Here is a 16,480-nt window from a genome sequence, read left to right on the forward strand (position 1 = left end):
GTCCGAAGGCTGACCTGACTTTAGGCGCGTGGCGTTTGCGGCAGAAGTGCCGGACATCGAAATCACCTTTGCGCAAAAGGAACACCCTGCGACGGTTTCGAGGCACGGCGGGTTTTTCGTGCCGGGCCGCTATGCAGTTCATCATCGGCCGGGCGGATCCCGTCGTGAATCCTCTCGATACGATTGCCTACTACGATAAAGTGAACGCCCTTCAAGGCTCCCAGGCGACCACGGACAGCTTTTTCAGGCTGTTCATGGTTCCGGGAATGCGCGACCGACCGACTCAACGCTCTCGCCACCGAGCTGCGTTATTCGCACGGTGTCGCGATCAAGGTGATCACCGCCGACCTGATCGCGTCGGGCCACTCGTCGACGCCCGGTATGGCCATGATTTGGGAAAACGCCAACTACCCCCGCTACCGTTGCGTAGCGCATGGACAGCGCAGCCGCACCACGCAGCGCTATAGCACGCCAACCTCCCGCGCGGTGGCATCGATCGCCGCCTTCGCCTTCGAGACGATTTCGTCGATTTCCGGCCTGCTGATCACGAGCGGCGGCGATAGCAACATGCGGTCGCCACTGGCGCGCATGATCAGATTGCCCTCGAAGCACAAATCGCGGCACAACGTACCGACCTCGCCGCCATTCGCAAAGCGCTTGCGCTCGAGCGGCGCCTCGGCGAGTTGCACGCCCGCGACGAGACCGGCGCCGCTGATCTCGCCAACGATAGGATGACCCGCGAACGTCTCACGCAGCTTGTTCTGAAAGTACGGACCTGTATCCGCTTTGACGCGCGCGACGATCTTCTCGTCACGCAGCAGTGTCAGATTGGCAAGCGCGACGGCCGCCGCCACCGGATGCCCAGAGTAGGTGAGACCATGATTGAAATCGCCGTTGTCGATCAACGCAAGCGCGACGCGATCATGTAAGCCAACCGCCCCCATCGGCACATAACCGCTCGTCAGTCCCTTCGCGAGCGTGATCAGATCCGGCTCGAAGCCGAAGTGCTGATGCGCGAACCATTCGCCGGTTCGGCCGAAGCCGCCGATCACTTCGTCCGCGACGAGCAGCACGTCGTACTTACGGCAAATCCGCTGGATTTCCGGCCAATAAGTGTCCGCCGGAAAGATCACGCCGCCCGCTCCCTGGAAAGGCTCACCGATAAATGCGGCGACATGGTCCGCACCGAGTTCCAGAATCTTCGCTTCGAGCTGCCGCGCGCGCGCCAGCGCGAATTCTTCCGGCGTCTGATCGCTTGTCGCTTCGCCGAAGAAATAGGGCTGGTCGATATGCACGACGTTCTCGACTTTCGACGGCATCTGTTCATGCATATAAGCCATGCCGCCGAGCGTGCCTGCGGCGATCGTCGAGCCGTGATAAGCGTTTTTGCGCGCGATGACGAACTTCTTCGCGGGCTGGCGTTGCGTCGCCCAGTATCGATGGACGATGCGCAGCACGGTGTCGGTCCCTTCCGAGCCGCTGTTGCAGTAGAAAAAGTGATTGAATGGCGCAGGCATCAGTTCGGCAAGCAGCGCGGACAGTTCAATCACCGGCGGATGCGTGGTCTTGAAGAACGTGTTGTAGTACGGCAGTGCCAGCATCTGCCGGAATGCGGCGTCGGCGAGTTCCTTGCGGCCATAGCCGACCTGCACGCACCAGAGTCCCGCCATGCCGTCGATCATCTTGTTGCCGTCCGAGTCCCACAGGTACACGCCGTGCGCGTTGACGATCACGCGAGAACCCGCGCGATTGAGCGAGCCCATATCCGAGAATGGGTGGATGTGATGCGCGGCATCGAGCGCGCGGAATTCGGCGGTGCTGCGCGATGTGGCTGGCGATGTCAGTGCGTCTATCGTGCCGCCCAATGCGGGCGCTCCCTTTTCCGCAAACGTCACTTCTTCGGTCTTATCGCTCATACTGCCCTCCGAGTTTGCAAAGTTCTCATTGACCGCTTGGCCGGCGGCATTCAGACGTGAAGTAGCAAATGCCGGCGTTCCCACGAACTGATCACGCGGAAAAACGCTTCGTATTCGGTTTCTTTCAGCGCGAGATACGCGCGGACGAACCGCTCGCCGAGTACTTCGGCAATCGGCTCGCATGCACTCATCAACGTCAGGCCTTCTTCGAGATTGCGCGGCAATTGATAGGGCAATGCATAACCGTCGCTCGCCAGCGGTTCGGTCGCGGCGAGCCGCTGCGTCATGCCCAGGTAGCCCGCCGCCAAAGTCGCGGCAATCGCCAGATACGGATTGCAATCGACACCCGGAATGCGGTTCTCGATGCGTCGCGCGACCGGTGCCGAATGCGGAACCCGAAAGCCGACCGTGCGATTGTCGTAACCCCATGCGACGTTGATCGGCGCGGCCATGAAGCGCGACAGGCGCCGGTACGAATTGATGTACGGCGCGAAGATCGGCATCAGCGCCGGCGTGTATTTCTGCAAGCCAGCGATATAGCCGGTGAAAAGCGACGTCGGTTCGCCATCCGCGGCGGTAAACAGGTTGCGGCCGGTCTCCGCGTCGACGAGGCTCTGATGCATGTGCATTGCCGAGCCCGGTTCGGCTTCCATCGGTTTCGCCATGAAGGTCGCGTACATCTTGTGACGCAACGCCGCTTCGCGCACAGTGCGCTTGAAAAGAAACACACTGTCCGCGAGTTTGAGCGGATCGCCGTGCATGAAATTGATTTCCATCTGCGCGGCACCGACTTCGTGAATCAGCGTGTCGACTTCGAGCTCCTGCACGTCGCAGTACTCGTAGATGTCTTCGAACAGCGGGTCGAATTCGTTGACCGCTTCGATCGAATACGCCTGGCGTCCGGTTTCCGCACGACCCGTGCGGCCGACCGGCGGTTGCAACGGCAAGTCGGGGTCGCGATTCATATCGACCAGATAGAACTCGAGCTCCGGCGCGATCACGGCTTTCCAGCCGCGTGCCCTGTAAAGATCGAGCACGCGGCGCAACACGCAGCGCGGCGAGATTTCGAGCGGAGTGCCGTCGAAATGAACGCAGTCGTGAATCACCTGCGCAGTCGGGTCGACCGCCCACGGAATCATCCGGATCGTGCTCGCGTCGGGTACGCACACCATGTCGGGGTCGGTGACGCCGGTCAGCGAATCGATTGGCGGATAGTCGCCCGTCACGGTCTGAATCATCACCGCCTGCGGCAACCGCATCGATTCCCCCGATTCGAACTTGCTGCGCGGAATGATCTTGCCGCGGGCGATGCCGGCCATGTCCGGAATGATGGCTTCGATTTCGGTGACGCGATGCTTTTTCAGAAATTCGTCGATGTCATGCATGATTGTGTTCTCTGTTTTGACGAGGGGTTTGATCCGCATAACGGACGGACGTGTCGATCCCACGCGCACATCGGATGAGCGGCGTTAAACAGGGCGCGCGGCGATATGGGAAAACGCAAAGGCGAGTCGACGCCAAAGCGAATCCGCGCGATCACGCGCAGCGCTTTTTCGATTGGAAGCGGTTCGATCGAATCCGCCGCGATGCGCGGCAATCGGTCAGCGCCGCGCGGACGCGAGCAGACAGCTCGCGGAAAACGCGTGCAAACAGATGCAGCGAGCAGCGAAAAGAGACTAAAGAAGAGAGGCGCTACGGCAGCAGCGAAGCGACTTCGTCTGTGCGCACCGCGATGAACGCGCGTGCGGAGAGGACGTTGCGACGTCGAACGCAACGACGCGACAGGACTGTGATGACGGACAGAAAGCGGCTAAACGCAAGGCTGCCGTTGCTGCCGTCGGCGTTGGCACCGTCAGCGCAAGTACAACGCGCCTGACTGCAATTCCAATTCACCAAAGGGCCTCGGACTCTCACGATGACACTCGACTGGCGTAGTTGAGGGTATTGAACGGCCGGTTTCGATTTCCGCAGCGGACATTCAAGAAACAGGACACGGGTCGATCCAAAGGAAGCGATACTGACGGTACGAACCGACTTCGCAGCGCCGCTAATGCGATCGCCCAATAGCAAGCATAGACGAGCTGAACACGCCGTCAATTCGTTTTTTCGATTACGGCAAAGCATCCTCGGACGGATCATATGGAACGACCCGCTCGTGTTCGTCCGCGTGGTTGCGCGCGACGATCGCGCGCGCCGCGACGTTCGCGTCCAGATTGAATGGCTGATGCGGCACGCCTGGCGGAATAAACAGGAAGTCGCCCGGCTCGGTGATGACCGACTCGCGCAGGCCCGGGCCATAGCGCGTCTCGATCTTGCCTTCGAGCATATAGATCGCGGTCTCATAGTCGGCGTGATAGTGCGGCTGCGCATGGCCGCCAGGCGGGACCACGACCATGTACATCGACAGGCCGGCGGCGCCGGCGGTGCCCGCCGAAATGCCGACGAAGTAGGGCAGCCGCTGGCTCGTCGCCATTTCCCGGTCCGGGCGCACCTTGACCACTGAGGCGCGTGCGTCGTGCGTAACGTTTGACATGGTCGCTCCTTTCGTCGCCGCCGTGCGGGGCGGCTTCACGCATGCCGAACTGAAAGTCTAGACCATACCGGCGGCAATATCGGACCTGATCGAGCAGGCGTGATGAAGCGCGGGCGGCCGCGAAAACGCGTTGCTACAATGGTCGGCATACCCCCGACAGAGATCTCGGAGACAGCGCATGGCTATGCTTGAGCCCATCAGCCGCTACCCGGTTCCCGAACCGAGCGAGTGGCCCGAAGACATCAGCGCCCGCATTCTCGAGGTGCAGCAAAAAGCGGGTTTCGTGCCGAACGTGTTTCTGACGCTCGCGCATCGGCCCGACGAATTCCGTGCGTTCTTCGCTTATCACGATGCGTTGATGCTGAAAGAGGGCGGTCTTACGAAAGGCGAGCGCGAGATGATCGTGGTCGCGACGAGCGCGCTCAACGATTGCCTTTACTGCGTGGTCGCGCACGGCGCGATTCTGCGCATCTACGAAAAAGCGCCGCTGCTCGCCGACCAGGTCGCGGTCAATCATCGCAAGGCCGACATCACCGAGCGCCAGAAAGCGATGCTCGATTTCGCGCTGAAGGTGTGCCGCGCCTCCGGCACGGTCGACGAAGAAGATTTCCAGACGCTGCGCGGCCACGGCTTCACCGACGAAGACATCTGGGACATCGCGGCCATCACCGCGTTTTTCGGGCTGTCGAACCGGATGGCGAACGTGATTTCGATGCGTCCGAACGACGAGTTCTATCTGATGGGGCGTGTGCCGAAAGCCGCGGCGGATACGCCGACCAAGTAGCCGCAAGGGGAGCGGCTTCGGCATTCCGATCGGCAATTTGCTTCACGCCTGCGCGGGGCCGGATGAACGCAGTGCAGGCGTCGTCACCACCGTGTCGTCGATCGGGAAATGCAGCAGTGCCGCGATCAATCCCGCCGCGACCGTCGCTACCCAAAGCAGTGAATAAGAGCCGGTCAGATCGAACACGAGGCCGCCGAGCCACGCGCCGAGAAACGAGCCGATCTGATGGCTCAGAAAGCACAGGCCGAACAGGCTGCCCAGATGACGCGTGCCGAACACCTTGGCGACGAGCCCGCTCGTCAGCGGTACGGTGCCGAGCCACGTGAGGCCCATCACGGCCGCGAAAATCACCACGGAAACAGGGCTTTTCGGCAGCGCGAAGAACGCGGCGATCGTTGCGCTGCGAATCAGATAAAGCCAGCCGAGCACGTGATGCTGCCGGTACCGGCCGCCGAGCCAACCGCATGCCCAACTGCCCGCCATGTTGAACAGACCGATCAGCGCAAGCGCGGTGGCGCCCAGCCCGATCGGCATATGACACAGCGTCAGATACTCGGGCAGATGCGTCGCGATGAACGCGAGCTGGAAGCCGCAGGTGAAGAAACCGAGCGTCAGCAGGCGGTAGCCGCGATGGCGCGTCGCTTGTGACAGAACCTCGCGCAGCGGCGCCGGTGGCGTGTCCGCGAAGCCGGCCTGAGCCGCCGAATTCTGCGCGCGCCGGTCGAGCACGATGCCGAGCGGCGCGATCAGCAGCATCAGGAAAGCGAGCACGAACAGCGATGTCGCGATGCCCGCGTGCAGCCGGACGCCTTGCACGAGCGGCACCATCAGCACCTGTCCGGCGGAGCCGCCGGCGCTGACGAGCCCCATCGCGACGCTGCGCTTGTGCGGCGACGCAATGCGGCCGACCGCCGGCAGCACCACGCCGAAGGTCGTGCAGCTCACGCCGATGCCGACCAGCAGTCCCATGCCGATGACGAGCAGCGCGCCGCTGGGCGCGATCGCCGACAGCGCGAGGCCGGCCGCGAACGTCGACGCCCCGAACGCGACGACCGGCGCCGAGCCGTAGCGATCCGCGGCCGCGCCCGCGAACGGCTGCGCGAAGCCCCACACGAGGTTGTGCAGCGCGATCGCGAACGCAATCAGCGTGACCGGCAGACCGCGGTCGAACGAGAACGGGCCGATGAAAAGGCCGAAGGTCTGGCGGATGCCCATCGCGGCGCTGAGGATCAGCGCACCTGCGACGATGACGAGCGTCGTGGTGGCGGTCGTCGCCGGAGCGGGAGCGGGAACGGATTGCTTGCTGCGGGTGGTCGACATGGCGGCTTCTCCTAGGCCACCATCGTCGCAGCCCACCGCGCAGCCGGCAAAGGAAAAGATTTCGCTATCAGGTGAGCGCGGCTCATCTGTGCGTTTCTACGTGGTCGTCGGCGCCGCGTCGGCATGGGTGTCCAAGCGTGTCGCCTCGTCGACGAGCCAGCCCTTGAAATCGGCCAGTTCGGGCCGTTGGATTGCGCTGTCCGCATGCTCCGCGCTGACCAACCAGTAGGCGGTGCTCGCTGTGACGGTCTGCTTGCAAGCCTCGACCAGCGCGCCGCTCGCCAGATCGCCGTCGACCAGCGGCTTGCGGCCGAGCGCGACGCCGAGGCCCATGCTGGCCGCCTCGAAGGCGAGCTGGATCGTGTCGACGTGCAAGCCGCCGCTCGTATCGATGCCGGCGCTGCCGGTTGCCTCGAGCCACGCCTGCCAGTCTTCGCTCGCGGCGTTGACGTGAATCAGCGTCGCGCGTTGCAGGTCCGGGACGCCACGCTCGTCACGCAGCGTGGCCAGATACGCCGGGCTGCACACGGGCACGAAGCGCTCCCCGAACAGGCGTGTCCACGCGCTGCCGGCGACCGGTGCGCGGCTCATGCGAATCGCGAAATCGAAGCCGTCGACCGGAAAGCCCACCTGGCGATGCGACGTATCCACGCTGACGTCTAGGTTCGGCCAGCGCGCGCGAAAACCGGCGAGGCGCGGCAGCAGCCAGCGCGACGCGAAGGTGGGCGCGCAACTGAGCGCAATTGGCCGATCCGCGCGATGATTGGGCAGACGCTGCGTGCCGATCGCAATCAGCGAAAACGCCTCGGAGACGTACGACAGATAATCCACGCCAATCGCCGTCAGCGAGATGCCGCGCGGCTCGCGGATGAACAGCGCGACGCCGAGCGCCTGCTCGAGTCCGACGATGCCATGGCTGATTGCGCTCGGCGTGACGTTCAGCTCGGCGGCGGCGAGCTTGAAACTTTGATGCCTGCCGGCCGCTTCGAAAAAACGAAGCGCGGGCAGAGGTGGCAGACGAAGCGGCATGTGCGTTCCCCATGGCGGCCGCGTGGTGCGTGGACGCACGCGCCGCGTGGTGTTGGCGGGTGTGATGGGCGTGACGGCGAGTCATGCGGTGCAAGCATAGCTTGCGGTGGCGCCTGGCGAGTGCGTCGCCAACTGCTGGCAAAACCGCCTTGACGAACCGCGGCGCACGATTCATCGCGAGGCCTGTCGATTTTCCGCCGCCTCATTCGTCGTCGCTACAGGAAGGGCGGGAAGTGCAGTCGGCCGCCCGTCTTCCGTCCGTTTTGCTCACGATTTCTCACCAGGAGATGGCTGATGAACGACGCAAACCCTTCGATGCAGACGCTGAAACCGGCCCGCGAACTGGCCGATCTGCCCTCGCGCTTTCCCGGCGAGAGCGCCGAATATCGACGCGCGCGCAACGCGTTGCTCGCCGAGGAGATCGAGCTGCGCCGCCATATCGAGCGCGTCGCCGCGCAGCGTCGCGCGCTGCCGCCGGGCGGCATCGTGTCCGAGGATTACCGCTTCGATGGCGAAACCGGCCCGGTCACGCTGTCGCAGATGTTTGGCGCGCACGACACGCTCGTGACCTACAACTTTATGTTCGGTCCGCAACGCGCGCGGCCGTGCCCGATGTGCACCTCGCTGCTGAGCGCGTGGGACGGCGAAACGCCCGATATTCTGCAGCGCGTCGCCTTCGCGGTGATCGGACGCTCGCCGCTCGACAAACTCGTCGCGTTCAAGCAGGAGCGCGGCTGGCGGCATCTGCGGCTCTATTCGTCGGGCGGCAACACGTTCAATCGCGATTACGCGGGCGAAGATCCGGCGGGCGACGACGTTCCGGCGCTCAACGTATTCACGCGCGCGGGCGGCGTCGTGCGGCACTTCTGGGCCGAGGAGATGGGACCGTCGACGTCGGACCCCGGTCAGGACCCGCGCGGCGCGCCCGATCCGATGCCGCTATGGACGATCCTCGATATGACGCCGGGCGGCCGCGGCAGCGACTGGTATCCGAAGCTGTCGTATTGAGCGGCGCCGCGGTGGCGCGCCCGGGCGCTACGGATGCGTCTGTGCCGCATGGCTCTGAGCGAGCGCAGCCCACAGAAAGGTGTCGATGGCGCTCGCCCGCATCGGCAGGCTGAACAGATAGCCTTGCACCGCGCGCGCGCCGAGTGCCTGCACGACCTTGGCCTGCAACGGCGTTTCGAGTCCTTCCACCACGCATTCGAGCCCGAGGTTGCGGCACAGGTCGATCACGGATTTGACGATCTTCTTCGACGCGCTGTTGGTATCGACATCGGTCACGAAGCTGCGGTCGATCTTGATCGCATCGAATGGCAGCCGATGCACGTAGCTGAGGCTCGAATAGCCGGTGCCGAAATCGTCCAGCGACATCCGGCAGCCGGCCTGTTTCAGCATCGTCATCGCGCTGTGTGCCTGCTCGAAATCGCGCGTCAACGCGGTTTCGGTGATCTCGAAGGTCACGCGATGCGGCGACACGCCGCTCGCCGCGACGATGTCGATCAGGCGGCGCGCGCGCGCCGACGTCGAGATGTCGATCGCGGACAGGTTGAACGACAGATACAGATCGGCCGGCCAGTGCGCGACTTGCGCGAGCGCCTGGCGCAGCAGCACGTCGGTGATGCCGAGGATCAGCTCGGTACGCTCTGCGATCCGAATGAATTCCTCTGGCCTGACCATGCCGAGCCGCGCGTTGTGCCAGCGGCCGAGCGCTTCGAGTCCGATCGGCCGGCGCGTGAGCAGATCGTAGATCGGCTGGAACTCGAGGAACAGCTCGGTTTCGAGGTCCGCGTGGCGCAGCTCCTGCGTGACGAGGCTCAGACGCCGCATCTGCGTTTCGTGATCGGTCGAGAAAATCACCGGCTTGCCGCGGCGGTTTTCCTTGCCGACGTACAGCGCCGCATCGGCGCGTTCGAACACCTGCGCGACCGTCGAGCCCGCCTCGGGAAACGCGGCCCAGCCGATCGTGCCCGACAGCTCCGCGATATTGTCGGCGACATGGTACGGCTGACTGAGCGCGTCGCAAATGCGCTGCCCCAACTCGACCAGCGCTTCGTTCGACAGCTTGTGACGCACGATCGCCCCGAATTCATCGCCGCCCAGACGCGCGAACATCAGGCCGGTTTCGCCGATCGACAGGAGCCGCGTGCCGACCTCCTGCAGCACGAAGTCGCCGCTCGCGTGACCGTAGATGTCGTTGACCTGCTTGAAACCGTCCAGATCGATGAGCCCGACGTTGAAACCCCCGCCGGTTTCGAGCGCCTGCTCGGAGATCGCGCGCAGCGACGAGAAGAAGCTGCGCCGATTCGGCAGGCCGGTCAGACTGTCGAGGTTCGCGAGCCGGTAGTTGTCGTCACTGAGCCGTTGGGTGTTTCGCTGGCTCGCCTGCAGTTCGCGTTGCGCGTTCACCGCGTCCGCGAATGTGCGCCAGTAAAGCTGGATGACCACCGCGAGCGCGACGCCGACCAGCGTCATGTCGACGGCCATCGCGAAGAACACGGGCGAGCCGCTGGATACGAGGAACCCGGAGAAGCTTAGGATGACGATGCAAAGCAGCAGGAGCGCGGCCTTGCGCAGATGAATCAGGCAGAACATGCTGCCCACCAGCGTGGTCGCCATATAGAACGCGACCTGCGCCTGCTGGTACGCGCTGCCGTACGGGAACAGCAGCAGCGACCAGCCGCTGAACGCGACGCCGAACAGGCCGACCAGCCATGTCACGCTGCGCAATTCTTTGATCGCCTGCGTGTCCGTCATCGTACGGTTGCGCCTGCGCCACCAGCGCACGCAGCGGAGCATGCACAGCACGCCGAGCGCCGCGGGTATGTAAAAGGACAGCCACGCCGGCGCGCTGTCCAGATGCGTCGCCGCGACTGCCGCCGTGTTGACGAGCAGGATGAAATAGAGCAGCGGTACCTGGCGGCTGAAAGCGTGCAACTGCGCACGCATGAGCTCCCGGTCGCCCTCGACGACGGATAGCATCTTTTTCGATCTCGCTAGCCAAACCATTACCGTCCCTTTAACGTTTGCGCGCTAAACGCAGCTGTTTATATCGGCGCGAGGCTGATTAACTTGAGCGCAACGAGCGGTAATGGAGCATCGCAGGCAAAACGTCTATGAATCCGACGGCCCGCTTACCAATTGGAGGCGGTAAGTACTACCTGGCGGCGCGCGTTCGTGCACCGGGACCAGACAGGCTCAAAGCATGGGGCACGACAGAACCCGCTGCGGCCGCAGAGCGGTGCCCGGCTGGCCGGCCGGGGCGGGTGTGCCCCGCGGGGCGGACGAGACGAGCCGCACGGCGTCGGCGCCCGCATTCGCAAGCACGTATTTTTCCGGGCTGTTGTCCGGCTGCCAGTACGCGCGATAGACGTCGCCGTCGCTGAACACCAGCAGCTTGCCGTGCACCGTTCTGCCGCCGCGGATGAAGTCGACCGGTTCTCCGTCGCGTAACGCGAAGCCCTGCGCAGCGCCGGGATTCGCCGCGCCGACGAGGGTCGCGCATACGTTGTCGTCGGCCGCGGCAGCCGCCGACCAGAGCAGGGCGAGCAGCGCCCATGTTGCAAAGTGGCGAATTCTCACTCTTTTATGTCTTCCCGAAAGTTAACTTGTGAGGTGTCTCGCAAATGCCGCGCCCACGCTTCGAGAAAAGGGCTATCGTCGTCTGAAACGCCGCGCGCGCTTGCGTATCGCGTGCTAAAGCACTGAAATTGCAACGGATTGTGATGCGCGGCGAACCTTCGCGAGCTGGCGCGCGCGCATAAGCCCGCGATTCTTATGGCAGTTTGGGGCGGGAAAACGTCAAATCGGCGCCCCGGCCTTGATACAAGCCTTACACCAAGGGTTTGCGCGAAAGTGCGCCTATGCGTTAGTGTGTCGGTCCCGGCGCCTCAGAGGGGCGCCGGTTCCATGATTACCATACGGGAAGTGCTATGAACAAACAGGAACTGATTGATGCAGTCGCCGCAGCGACGGGCGAAAGCAAAGCGGCAACCGGCCAGACCATCGACGCGATCGTCGAGGCAGTGACCAAGGCGGTGGTGAGCGGCGATACGGTGCAACTGGTCGGTTTCGGTTCGTTCTCGACCGGCGCGCGCGCGGCACGCGTGGGCCGCAATCCGTCGACGGGCCAAGAGATCCAGATCGCCGCGGCCAAGACGGTGAAGTTCACCGCAGGCAAGGCGTTCAAAGAAGCCGTCAACGCGTCGTAAGCAACGCGCTTCGCGCCGGAGCATTCGCGGTGCGCTCTGCAGCCGTGCTGTGAGGCGCGCGCGAGCGCGATGCGTCGGGCGTGAGGATCACGCGCCGCTCAGCCCGGCCACGCGGTTCACCCGGCGGCTGGCGCGGCGCGTGTGTCCGGCTCGTTGGCGCAGTCAGCCCGCGCGACGCTTGCCCGCTGCCTCGGCGAGCGTGGCGAGCACCGGTTCGGTCTGCGCCCAGCTCACGCAGGCGTCCGTGATCGACACGCCGTAACGCAACGGCACCCCGGCCTTCAGATCTTGACGGCCTTCTTCCAGGTGACTTTCGAGCATCACACCGATGATGCGGCGCTCGCGCTCCGACAGTTGCCGCGCGATATCCTCCGCGACTTCGATCTGCCGCAGGTGCGACTTGTTCGAGTTCGCATGCGAGCAGTCGATCATCACCTGCTCGCGCAGCCCCGCTGAACTCAGCGCTTCACAGGTGGCCTGTACCGACGCGCTGTCGTAGTTCGGCCCTTTCTTGCCGCCGCGCAGGATCACGTGCGCGTCGTCGTTGCCGCGCGTTTCGAAGATCGCGGCCATACCCATTTTGGTCATGCCCATGAACGCGTGGCTCGCGCCCGCCGCGACGATCGCGTCGGCGGCGATCTGCACGCCGCCGTCGGTGCCGTTCTTGAAACCGATCGGGCAGCTCAGTCCCGACGCGAGCTGGCGATGACTCTGGCTCTCAGTCGTGCGCGCACCGATTGCACCCCACGCGATCAGATCGGCGATGTATTGCGGGCTCAGCAGGTCGAGAAACTCGGTCGCGGTGGGCAGCCCCAGACCGTTGATGTCGATCAGCAACTGCCGCGCGAGACGCAGCCCCTCGTTGATGCGGAAGCTGCCGTCCAGACGCGGATCGTTGATATAGCCTTTCCAGCCCACCGTCGTGCGCGGCTTCTCGAAGTACACGCGCATCACGATCAGCAGATCGTCCTTGTAGTGATCGGCGGCGGCCTTCAACTTGCGCGCGTAGTCGATCGCCTGGTCGTGATCGTGAATCGAGCACGGACCGACGATCAGCACGAGCCGGTCGTCCCGGCCGTGCAGAATGTCGGCGATTTCGACGCGGGTCTTCTCGACCAGCGTCTGCACCGCGGGCGGCACCGGCAGTTCGTCCTGCAGCAGCGCGGGGGAAATCAGTGGGCGCACCGCGCCGATGCGCACGTCGTCGATGCGCGTGGTGTCCTGGGTGGCGTCGGCCGAGCCGACTTCCTGATCGTGCAAGGGATTGTCGAGGGCGCTCAAGATGTTCTCCGCAATCGGTTGATGAGGCGGCCTTGCCGCCCGATTATGCGAGCGCCGCCGCGAAGAGGCGTGCAGGCGCTGCGTGGGTTTGCTGTGGACCGTGCGGGTTCGGGTTGCTGCGGGCCTCGGGCGAGGTTGGACGCAAGGTCTTCGTGGACTTGACGTGAGGCCGACACTACCGCGCACGGATGCGCTGGCGCGATTATGACACCCGCGCGGCCCTGCTGGCAGGCGGGCAGGCGGCGCGGCGTAGTCAGAGCTTCTGGAGCAACGCCATCGCGGCGGCCGGATTGCGCTCCTTGAAGCCGCTGATCACATACAGATAGACGTCACGGGTGGCGGCTTTTGCGGGCGGCGCCGCGCAGGTCTCCAGATCGTCCGGCGCGATGCCCGCGGCGAGCTGGCGCACGCGCTCGGCCCATGCGTCGAGCGCTTTCGTCGAATAGCCCTTGGCCTGCTTGTCGCTCGTGCCCATGATGCGCGCGTAGACGAATGGCGCGGTGATGTCGGCGATCTGCGGATACTCGCTATCGGCCGCGAGCACGACCGCGACCTCGTACTTGCGTGCGAGGGCGATGAATTCCGCTGTCCTGAACGAGTCGTGACGAACCTCGACCGCATGCCGCAACGTCTGTCCTTCGATGCTCGCGGGTAGCAGCTTCAGAAAGGCCTCGAAATCGTCGGCGTCGAATTTCTTGGTCGGTGCGAACTGCCAGTTGATGGGCCCGAGCTTCTGCTTGAGCAGCAGCACGCCGCTTGCGAAGAAGCGCTCGATCGTGTCGCCCGCTTCGGCGAGCACCTTGCGGTTGGTCGCGTAACGCGGCGCTTTTAGCGAGAACACGAAATCGTCGGGCGTTTCCTGATACCACTTCTCGTAGCTGGCCGGCTTCTGCAAACCATAGAACGTGCCGTTGATTTCGATCGACGTCAGATGCCGGCTCGCATATTCGAGTTCGCGGCTTTGCGTGAGGTCGTCCGGATAAAACGGCCCGCGCCACGGCGCGTAGGTCCAGCCGCCGATGCCGATGCGAATGCGTGCGGTGGACGTGGATTGGGAGGGCCGGCTGGTTGGGGTTTTCGTTGGCGCTTTCCTGGTGGCTTCAGGCTTGTCGCCGTGTTCCTCGCCAGACTTTCCGGTTCGCTTGTTGCTTTGCTTCGCGCTTTTTGCTGCGGGCACTTGGGCTCTCCTTCGGGCGGCGGCGGGAAAGCTCGTAGATTAGCCGCTTTTGTCGCGGCGCGCGGCGCTGGCTTCATCGAAACGACGGCTCGCTTCGGCCACTTCCACGCGAAAGCGCTGCAATGCGCTGAGCGCGAGGTCGGGCGGTGTCAGCGCGGCCCACAGCACGTCGATGAGTTGGTCGGCGGTGGCTTCGATATCGATCTGCCGGTTCGCCAGCGTCGCGTCCCATAGCACGTGCTCCATCGGTCCGAACACCATCGAGCGCAACAAGCGCAGCGGCATGTCGGCGCGAATCTCGCCGCTTTGCTGGCCTTGCGCGAGCACGCGCATCAACGGCGCAGTGTAGCGGCGCTGCAGTTCGGTCAGCGCTTCGCTCAGTTCGTGATGCCGCGCGCGGCCTTCGGAGAGCACCAGCGCGCACAGGTCGGTGCCGTTCACGAGCATCAGCCGTAGATGCATGCGCACGATGAACGCGAACTGCTGGCGCACGTTGCCGTCGCGCGGCAGACCGGACTCGATCGCGTCGATGATGTCGTCGTACCAGTCGCCGATGACACGCGCGCATAGCTCGCGCTTGCCGCGAAAGTAGCTGAACACCGTTGCCTCGGAAATGCCGAGGCGCTGCGCGATTTCCGCGGTGGTCGCGCGTTCGTAGCCCTTCTGGGAGAACACCTCGCGCCCCGCCTGAAGAATCTCCTTCACGCGCTGCTGCGACTTCCGCCCGGCCGGCTGGCGACGCGAAATGGGTAATCCGGCCTTCTCGGCAACCGTCATATGAGTAAGATTCAGATTTGTGATGCGGACCGGCGCTTGAACGGCGTTTCGAACGCCGCGCACGCGTCATATGGACGGAATCGTAGCGCACAATTCGCCGGATGGCGCAGGTTTGTGGAGCTTCTGAGTAACACTCAAAAATACCTATTGACGCTTACGTCAATCTGGCGTGAAATGCGCGTTGACACGTTTTCGCGCCGCTTCGCGTTGCATGAGCGGCCGCCCACGAACTCAGGAGACACCGCAATGCCCAACCTGCCCGGTTTGCAGTTCCCGCTCGGCGAAGAGATCGAAATGCTGCGCGACAGCATTGCGTCGTTCGCCGCCAAAGAAATCGCGCCGCGCGCGGGGGAAATCGATCGCACCGATCAGTTTCCGATGGATCTGTGGCGCAAGTTCGGCGACCTCGGCGTGCTCGGCATGACGGTGTCCGAGGAGTACGGCGGCGCCAACATGGGCTATACCGCGCACATGGTCGCGATGGAGGAAATTTCGCGCGCATCGGCCTCGGTGGGCCTCTCGTATGGCGCGCATTCGAATCTCTGCGTGAACCAGATTCATCGCAACGGCACCGACGCGCAGAAGCGCAAGTATTTGCCCAAGCTCGTCTCGGGCGAGCACGTCGGCGCGCTCGCGATGAGCGAGCCGAACGCGGGCTCGGACGTGGTCAGCATGAAGTTGCGCGCCGAAAAGAAGGGCGATCGCTACGTGCTGAACGGCACCAAGATGTGGATCACCAACGGCCCCGATTGCGACACCCTGGTCGTCTATGCGAAGACCGATCCCGAAGCGAAGTCGCGCGGCATTACCGCGTTCATCGTCGAGAAGGGCATGAAGGGTTTTTCGGTCGCGCAGAAGCTCGACAAGCTGGGCATGCGCGGCTCGCACACCGGCGAACTCGTGTTCCAGGACGTCGAAGTGCCGGAGGAAAACATTCTTGGGGCATTGAACGGCGGCGTCGAAGTGCTGATGAGCGGTCTCGACTACGAGCGCGCGGTGCTCGCTGGCGGCCCGACCGGCATCATGGTCGCGGTGATGGACGCGGTCGTGCCGTACATCCACGACCGCAAGCAGTTTGGCCAGTCGATCGGCGAATTCCAGCTGATCCAGGGCAAGGTCGCCGATCTGTACACGACCTTGCAGGCGTGCCGCGCGTATCTGTACGCGGTCGGCCGGCAGCTCGATACGATCGGCCGCGACCACGTTCGCCAGGTCCGCAAGGACTGCGCGGGCGTCATTCTGTACACGGCCGAAAAGGCGACGTGGATGGCTGGCGAGGCGATCCAGATTCTCGGCGGCAATGGCTATATCAATGAGTATCCGGTGGGACGTCTATGGCGCGATGCGAAGCTCTACGAAATCGGCGCGGGCACCAGTGAGATCCGCCGGATGCTGATCGGCCGGGAGCTGTTTGCCGAAACCATGTGACGTGAGCACGAGCCGTTTTAAAGC

Annotated in this window: 16 protein-coding genes; 5 read left to right on the plus strand and 11 right to left on the minus strand. The window is 63.9% G+C overall.

What is annotated here, in order from left to right:
* The first annotated feature begins 131 nt into the window (after positions 1-131).
* Complete coding sequence (locus BJG93_RS36445) at positions 132-467, plus strand: tannase/feruloyl esterase family alpha/beta hydrolase (RefSeq protein ID WP_162162780.1); 336 nt, start codon at positions 132-134, stop codon at positions 465-467.
* Here BJG93_RS36445 and BJG93_RS19935 read toward each other — a convergent pair.
* From BJG93_RS19935 to BJG93_RS19950, 4 genes are all read right to left on the minus strand, one after another.
* Positions 462-1,916 (minus strand): aspartate aminotransferase family protein, encoded by a 1,455-nt coding sequence (locus BJG93_RS19935; RefSeq protein ID WP_027196018.1) that lies wholly within the window; start codon positions 1,914-1,916, stop codon positions 462-464. The two genes, BJG93_RS36445 and BJG93_RS19935, sit on opposite strands and share 6 nt — an antisense overlap.
* 50 nt (positions 1,917-1,966) lie before the next feature.
* Entirely contained in the window at positions 1,967-3,301 is a 1,335-nt protein-coding gene (locus BJG93_RS19940; RefSeq protein WP_027196019.1) for a glutamine synthetase family protein, read from the minus strand.
* Positions 3,302-3,608: 307 nt separating this feature from the next.
* The gene (locus BJG93_RS19945) at positions 3,609-3,812 is read right to left on the minus strand and encodes a hypothetical protein (RefSeq protein ID WP_034478240.1); all 204 of its coding nucleotides are present in this window, start codon (positions 3,810-3,812) and stop codon (positions 3,609-3,611) included.
* A gap of 214 nt (positions 3,813-4,026) precedes the next feature.
* A complete protein-coding gene (locus BJG93_RS19950) occupies positions 4,027-4,449 on the minus strand; it encodes a cupin domain-containing protein (RefSeq protein WP_027196021.1) in 423 nt (140 codons plus the stop codon).
* A gap of 178 nt (positions 4,450-4,627) precedes the next feature.
* Here BJG93_RS19950 and BJG93_RS19955 point away from each other — a divergent pair, with 178 nt between their 5' ends.
* Entirely contained in the window at positions 4,628-5,233 is a 606-nt protein-coding gene (locus BJG93_RS19955; protein ID WP_027196022.1) for a peroxidase-related enzyme, read from the plus strand.
* A gap of 42 nt (positions 5,234-5,275) precedes the next feature.
* Here BJG93_RS19955 and BJG93_RS19960 read toward each other — a convergent pair whose 3' ends face one another.
* Together BJG93_RS19960 and BJG93_RS19965 are read right to left on the minus strand one after the other, a co-directional pair.
* Positions 5,276-6,553 (minus strand): MFS transporter, encoded by a 1,278-nt coding sequence (locus BJG93_RS19960; protein ID WP_027196023.1) that lies wholly within the window; start codon positions 6,551-6,553, stop codon positions 5,276-5,278.
* Between the two features lie 96 nt (positions 6,554-6,649).
* On the minus strand, positions 6,650-7,582 hold the full coding sequence (locus tag BJG93_RS19965) for a LysR substrate-binding domain-containing protein (RefSeq protein WP_027196024.1): 933 nt from the start codon (positions 7,580-7,582) through the stop codon (positions 6,650-6,652).
* Between the two features lie 294 nt (positions 7,583-7,876).
* Between BJG93_RS19965 and BJG93_RS19970 the strand changes: the two genes are divergently transcribed.
* On the plus strand, positions 7,877-8,590 hold the full coding sequence (locus BJG93_RS19970) for a DUF899 family protein (RefSeq protein ID WP_027196025.1): 714 nt from the start codon (positions 7,877-7,879) through the stop codon (positions 8,588-8,590).
* A 27-nt stretch (positions 8,591-8,617) separates the two neighbouring features.
* Here BJG93_RS19970 and BJG93_RS19975 read toward each other — a convergent pair whose 3' ends face one another.
* Together BJG93_RS19975 and BJG93_RS19980 are read right to left on the minus strand one after the other, a co-directional pair.
* Positions 8,618-10,591, minus strand: coding sequence for a putative bifunctional diguanylate cyclase/phosphodiesterase (locus BJG93_RS19975; protein WP_027196026.1), 1,974 nt, complete (start codon positions 10,589-10,591; stop codon positions 8,618-8,620).
* Between the two features lie 189 nt (positions 10,592-10,780).
* The gene (locus tag BJG93_RS19980) at positions 10,781-11,164 is read right to left on the minus strand and encodes a hypothetical protein (RefSeq protein WP_027196027.1); all 384 of its coding nucleotides are present in this window, start codon (positions 11,162-11,164) and stop codon (positions 10,781-10,783) included.
* Between the two features lie 350 nt (positions 11,165-11,514).
* Here BJG93_RS19980 and BJG93_RS19985 point away from each other — a divergent pair, with 350 nt between their 5' ends.
* A complete protein-coding gene (locus BJG93_RS19985) occupies positions 11,515-11,793 on the plus strand; it encodes an HU family DNA-binding protein (protein WP_027196028.1) in 279 nt (92 codons plus the stop codon).
* 162 nt (positions 11,794-11,955) lie between these two features.
* Here BJG93_RS19985 and BJG93_RS19990 read toward each other — a convergent pair whose 3' ends face one another.
* The 3 genes from BJG93_RS19990 to BJG93_RS20000 all read right to left on the minus strand — a co-directional run bounded on the left by BJG93_RS19990 (position 11,956) and on the right by BJG93_RS20000 (position 15,028).
* Positions 11,956-13,074 carry a 3-deoxy-7-phosphoheptulonate synthase gene (locus BJG93_RS19990; protein ID WP_027196029.1) on the minus strand — a complete coding sequence of 373 codons (1,119 nt, stop codon included), beginning with the start codon at positions 13,072-13,074 and terminating at the stop codon, positions 11,956-11,958.
* Between the two features lie 253 nt (positions 13,075-13,327).
* Positions 13,328-14,251 carry a DUF72 domain-containing protein gene (locus BJG93_RS19995; RefSeq protein WP_027196030.1) on the minus strand — a complete coding sequence of 308 codons (924 nt, stop codon included), beginning with the start codon at positions 14,249-14,251 and terminating at the stop codon, positions 13,328-13,330.
* A 39-nt stretch (positions 14,252-14,290) separates the two neighbouring features.
* Positions 14,291-15,028, minus strand: a complete 738-nt coding sequence (locus tag BJG93_RS20000) for a TetR/AcrR family transcriptional regulator (RefSeq protein WP_027196031.1) — start codon at positions 15,026-15,028, stop codon at positions 14,291-14,293.
* A 246-nt stretch (positions 15,029-15,274) separates the two neighbouring features.
* On the opposite strand from BJG93_RS20000, the gene BJG93_RS20005 reads away from it, so the two are divergent.
* A complete protein-coding gene (locus BJG93_RS20005; RefSeq protein WP_027196032.1) occupies positions 15,275-16,456 on the plus strand; it encodes an isovaleryl-CoA dehydrogenase in 1,182 nt (393 codons plus the stop codon).
* The last annotated feature ends 24 nt before the right edge of the window (positions 16,457-16,480 follow it).

Origin of the sequence: Paraburkholderia sprentiae WSM5005 (assembly GCF_001865575.2) — a bacterium.
GTDB classification, from domain to species: Bacteria; Pseudomonadota; Gammaproteobacteria; order Burkholderiales; family Burkholderiaceae; genus Paraburkholderia; species Paraburkholderia sprentiae.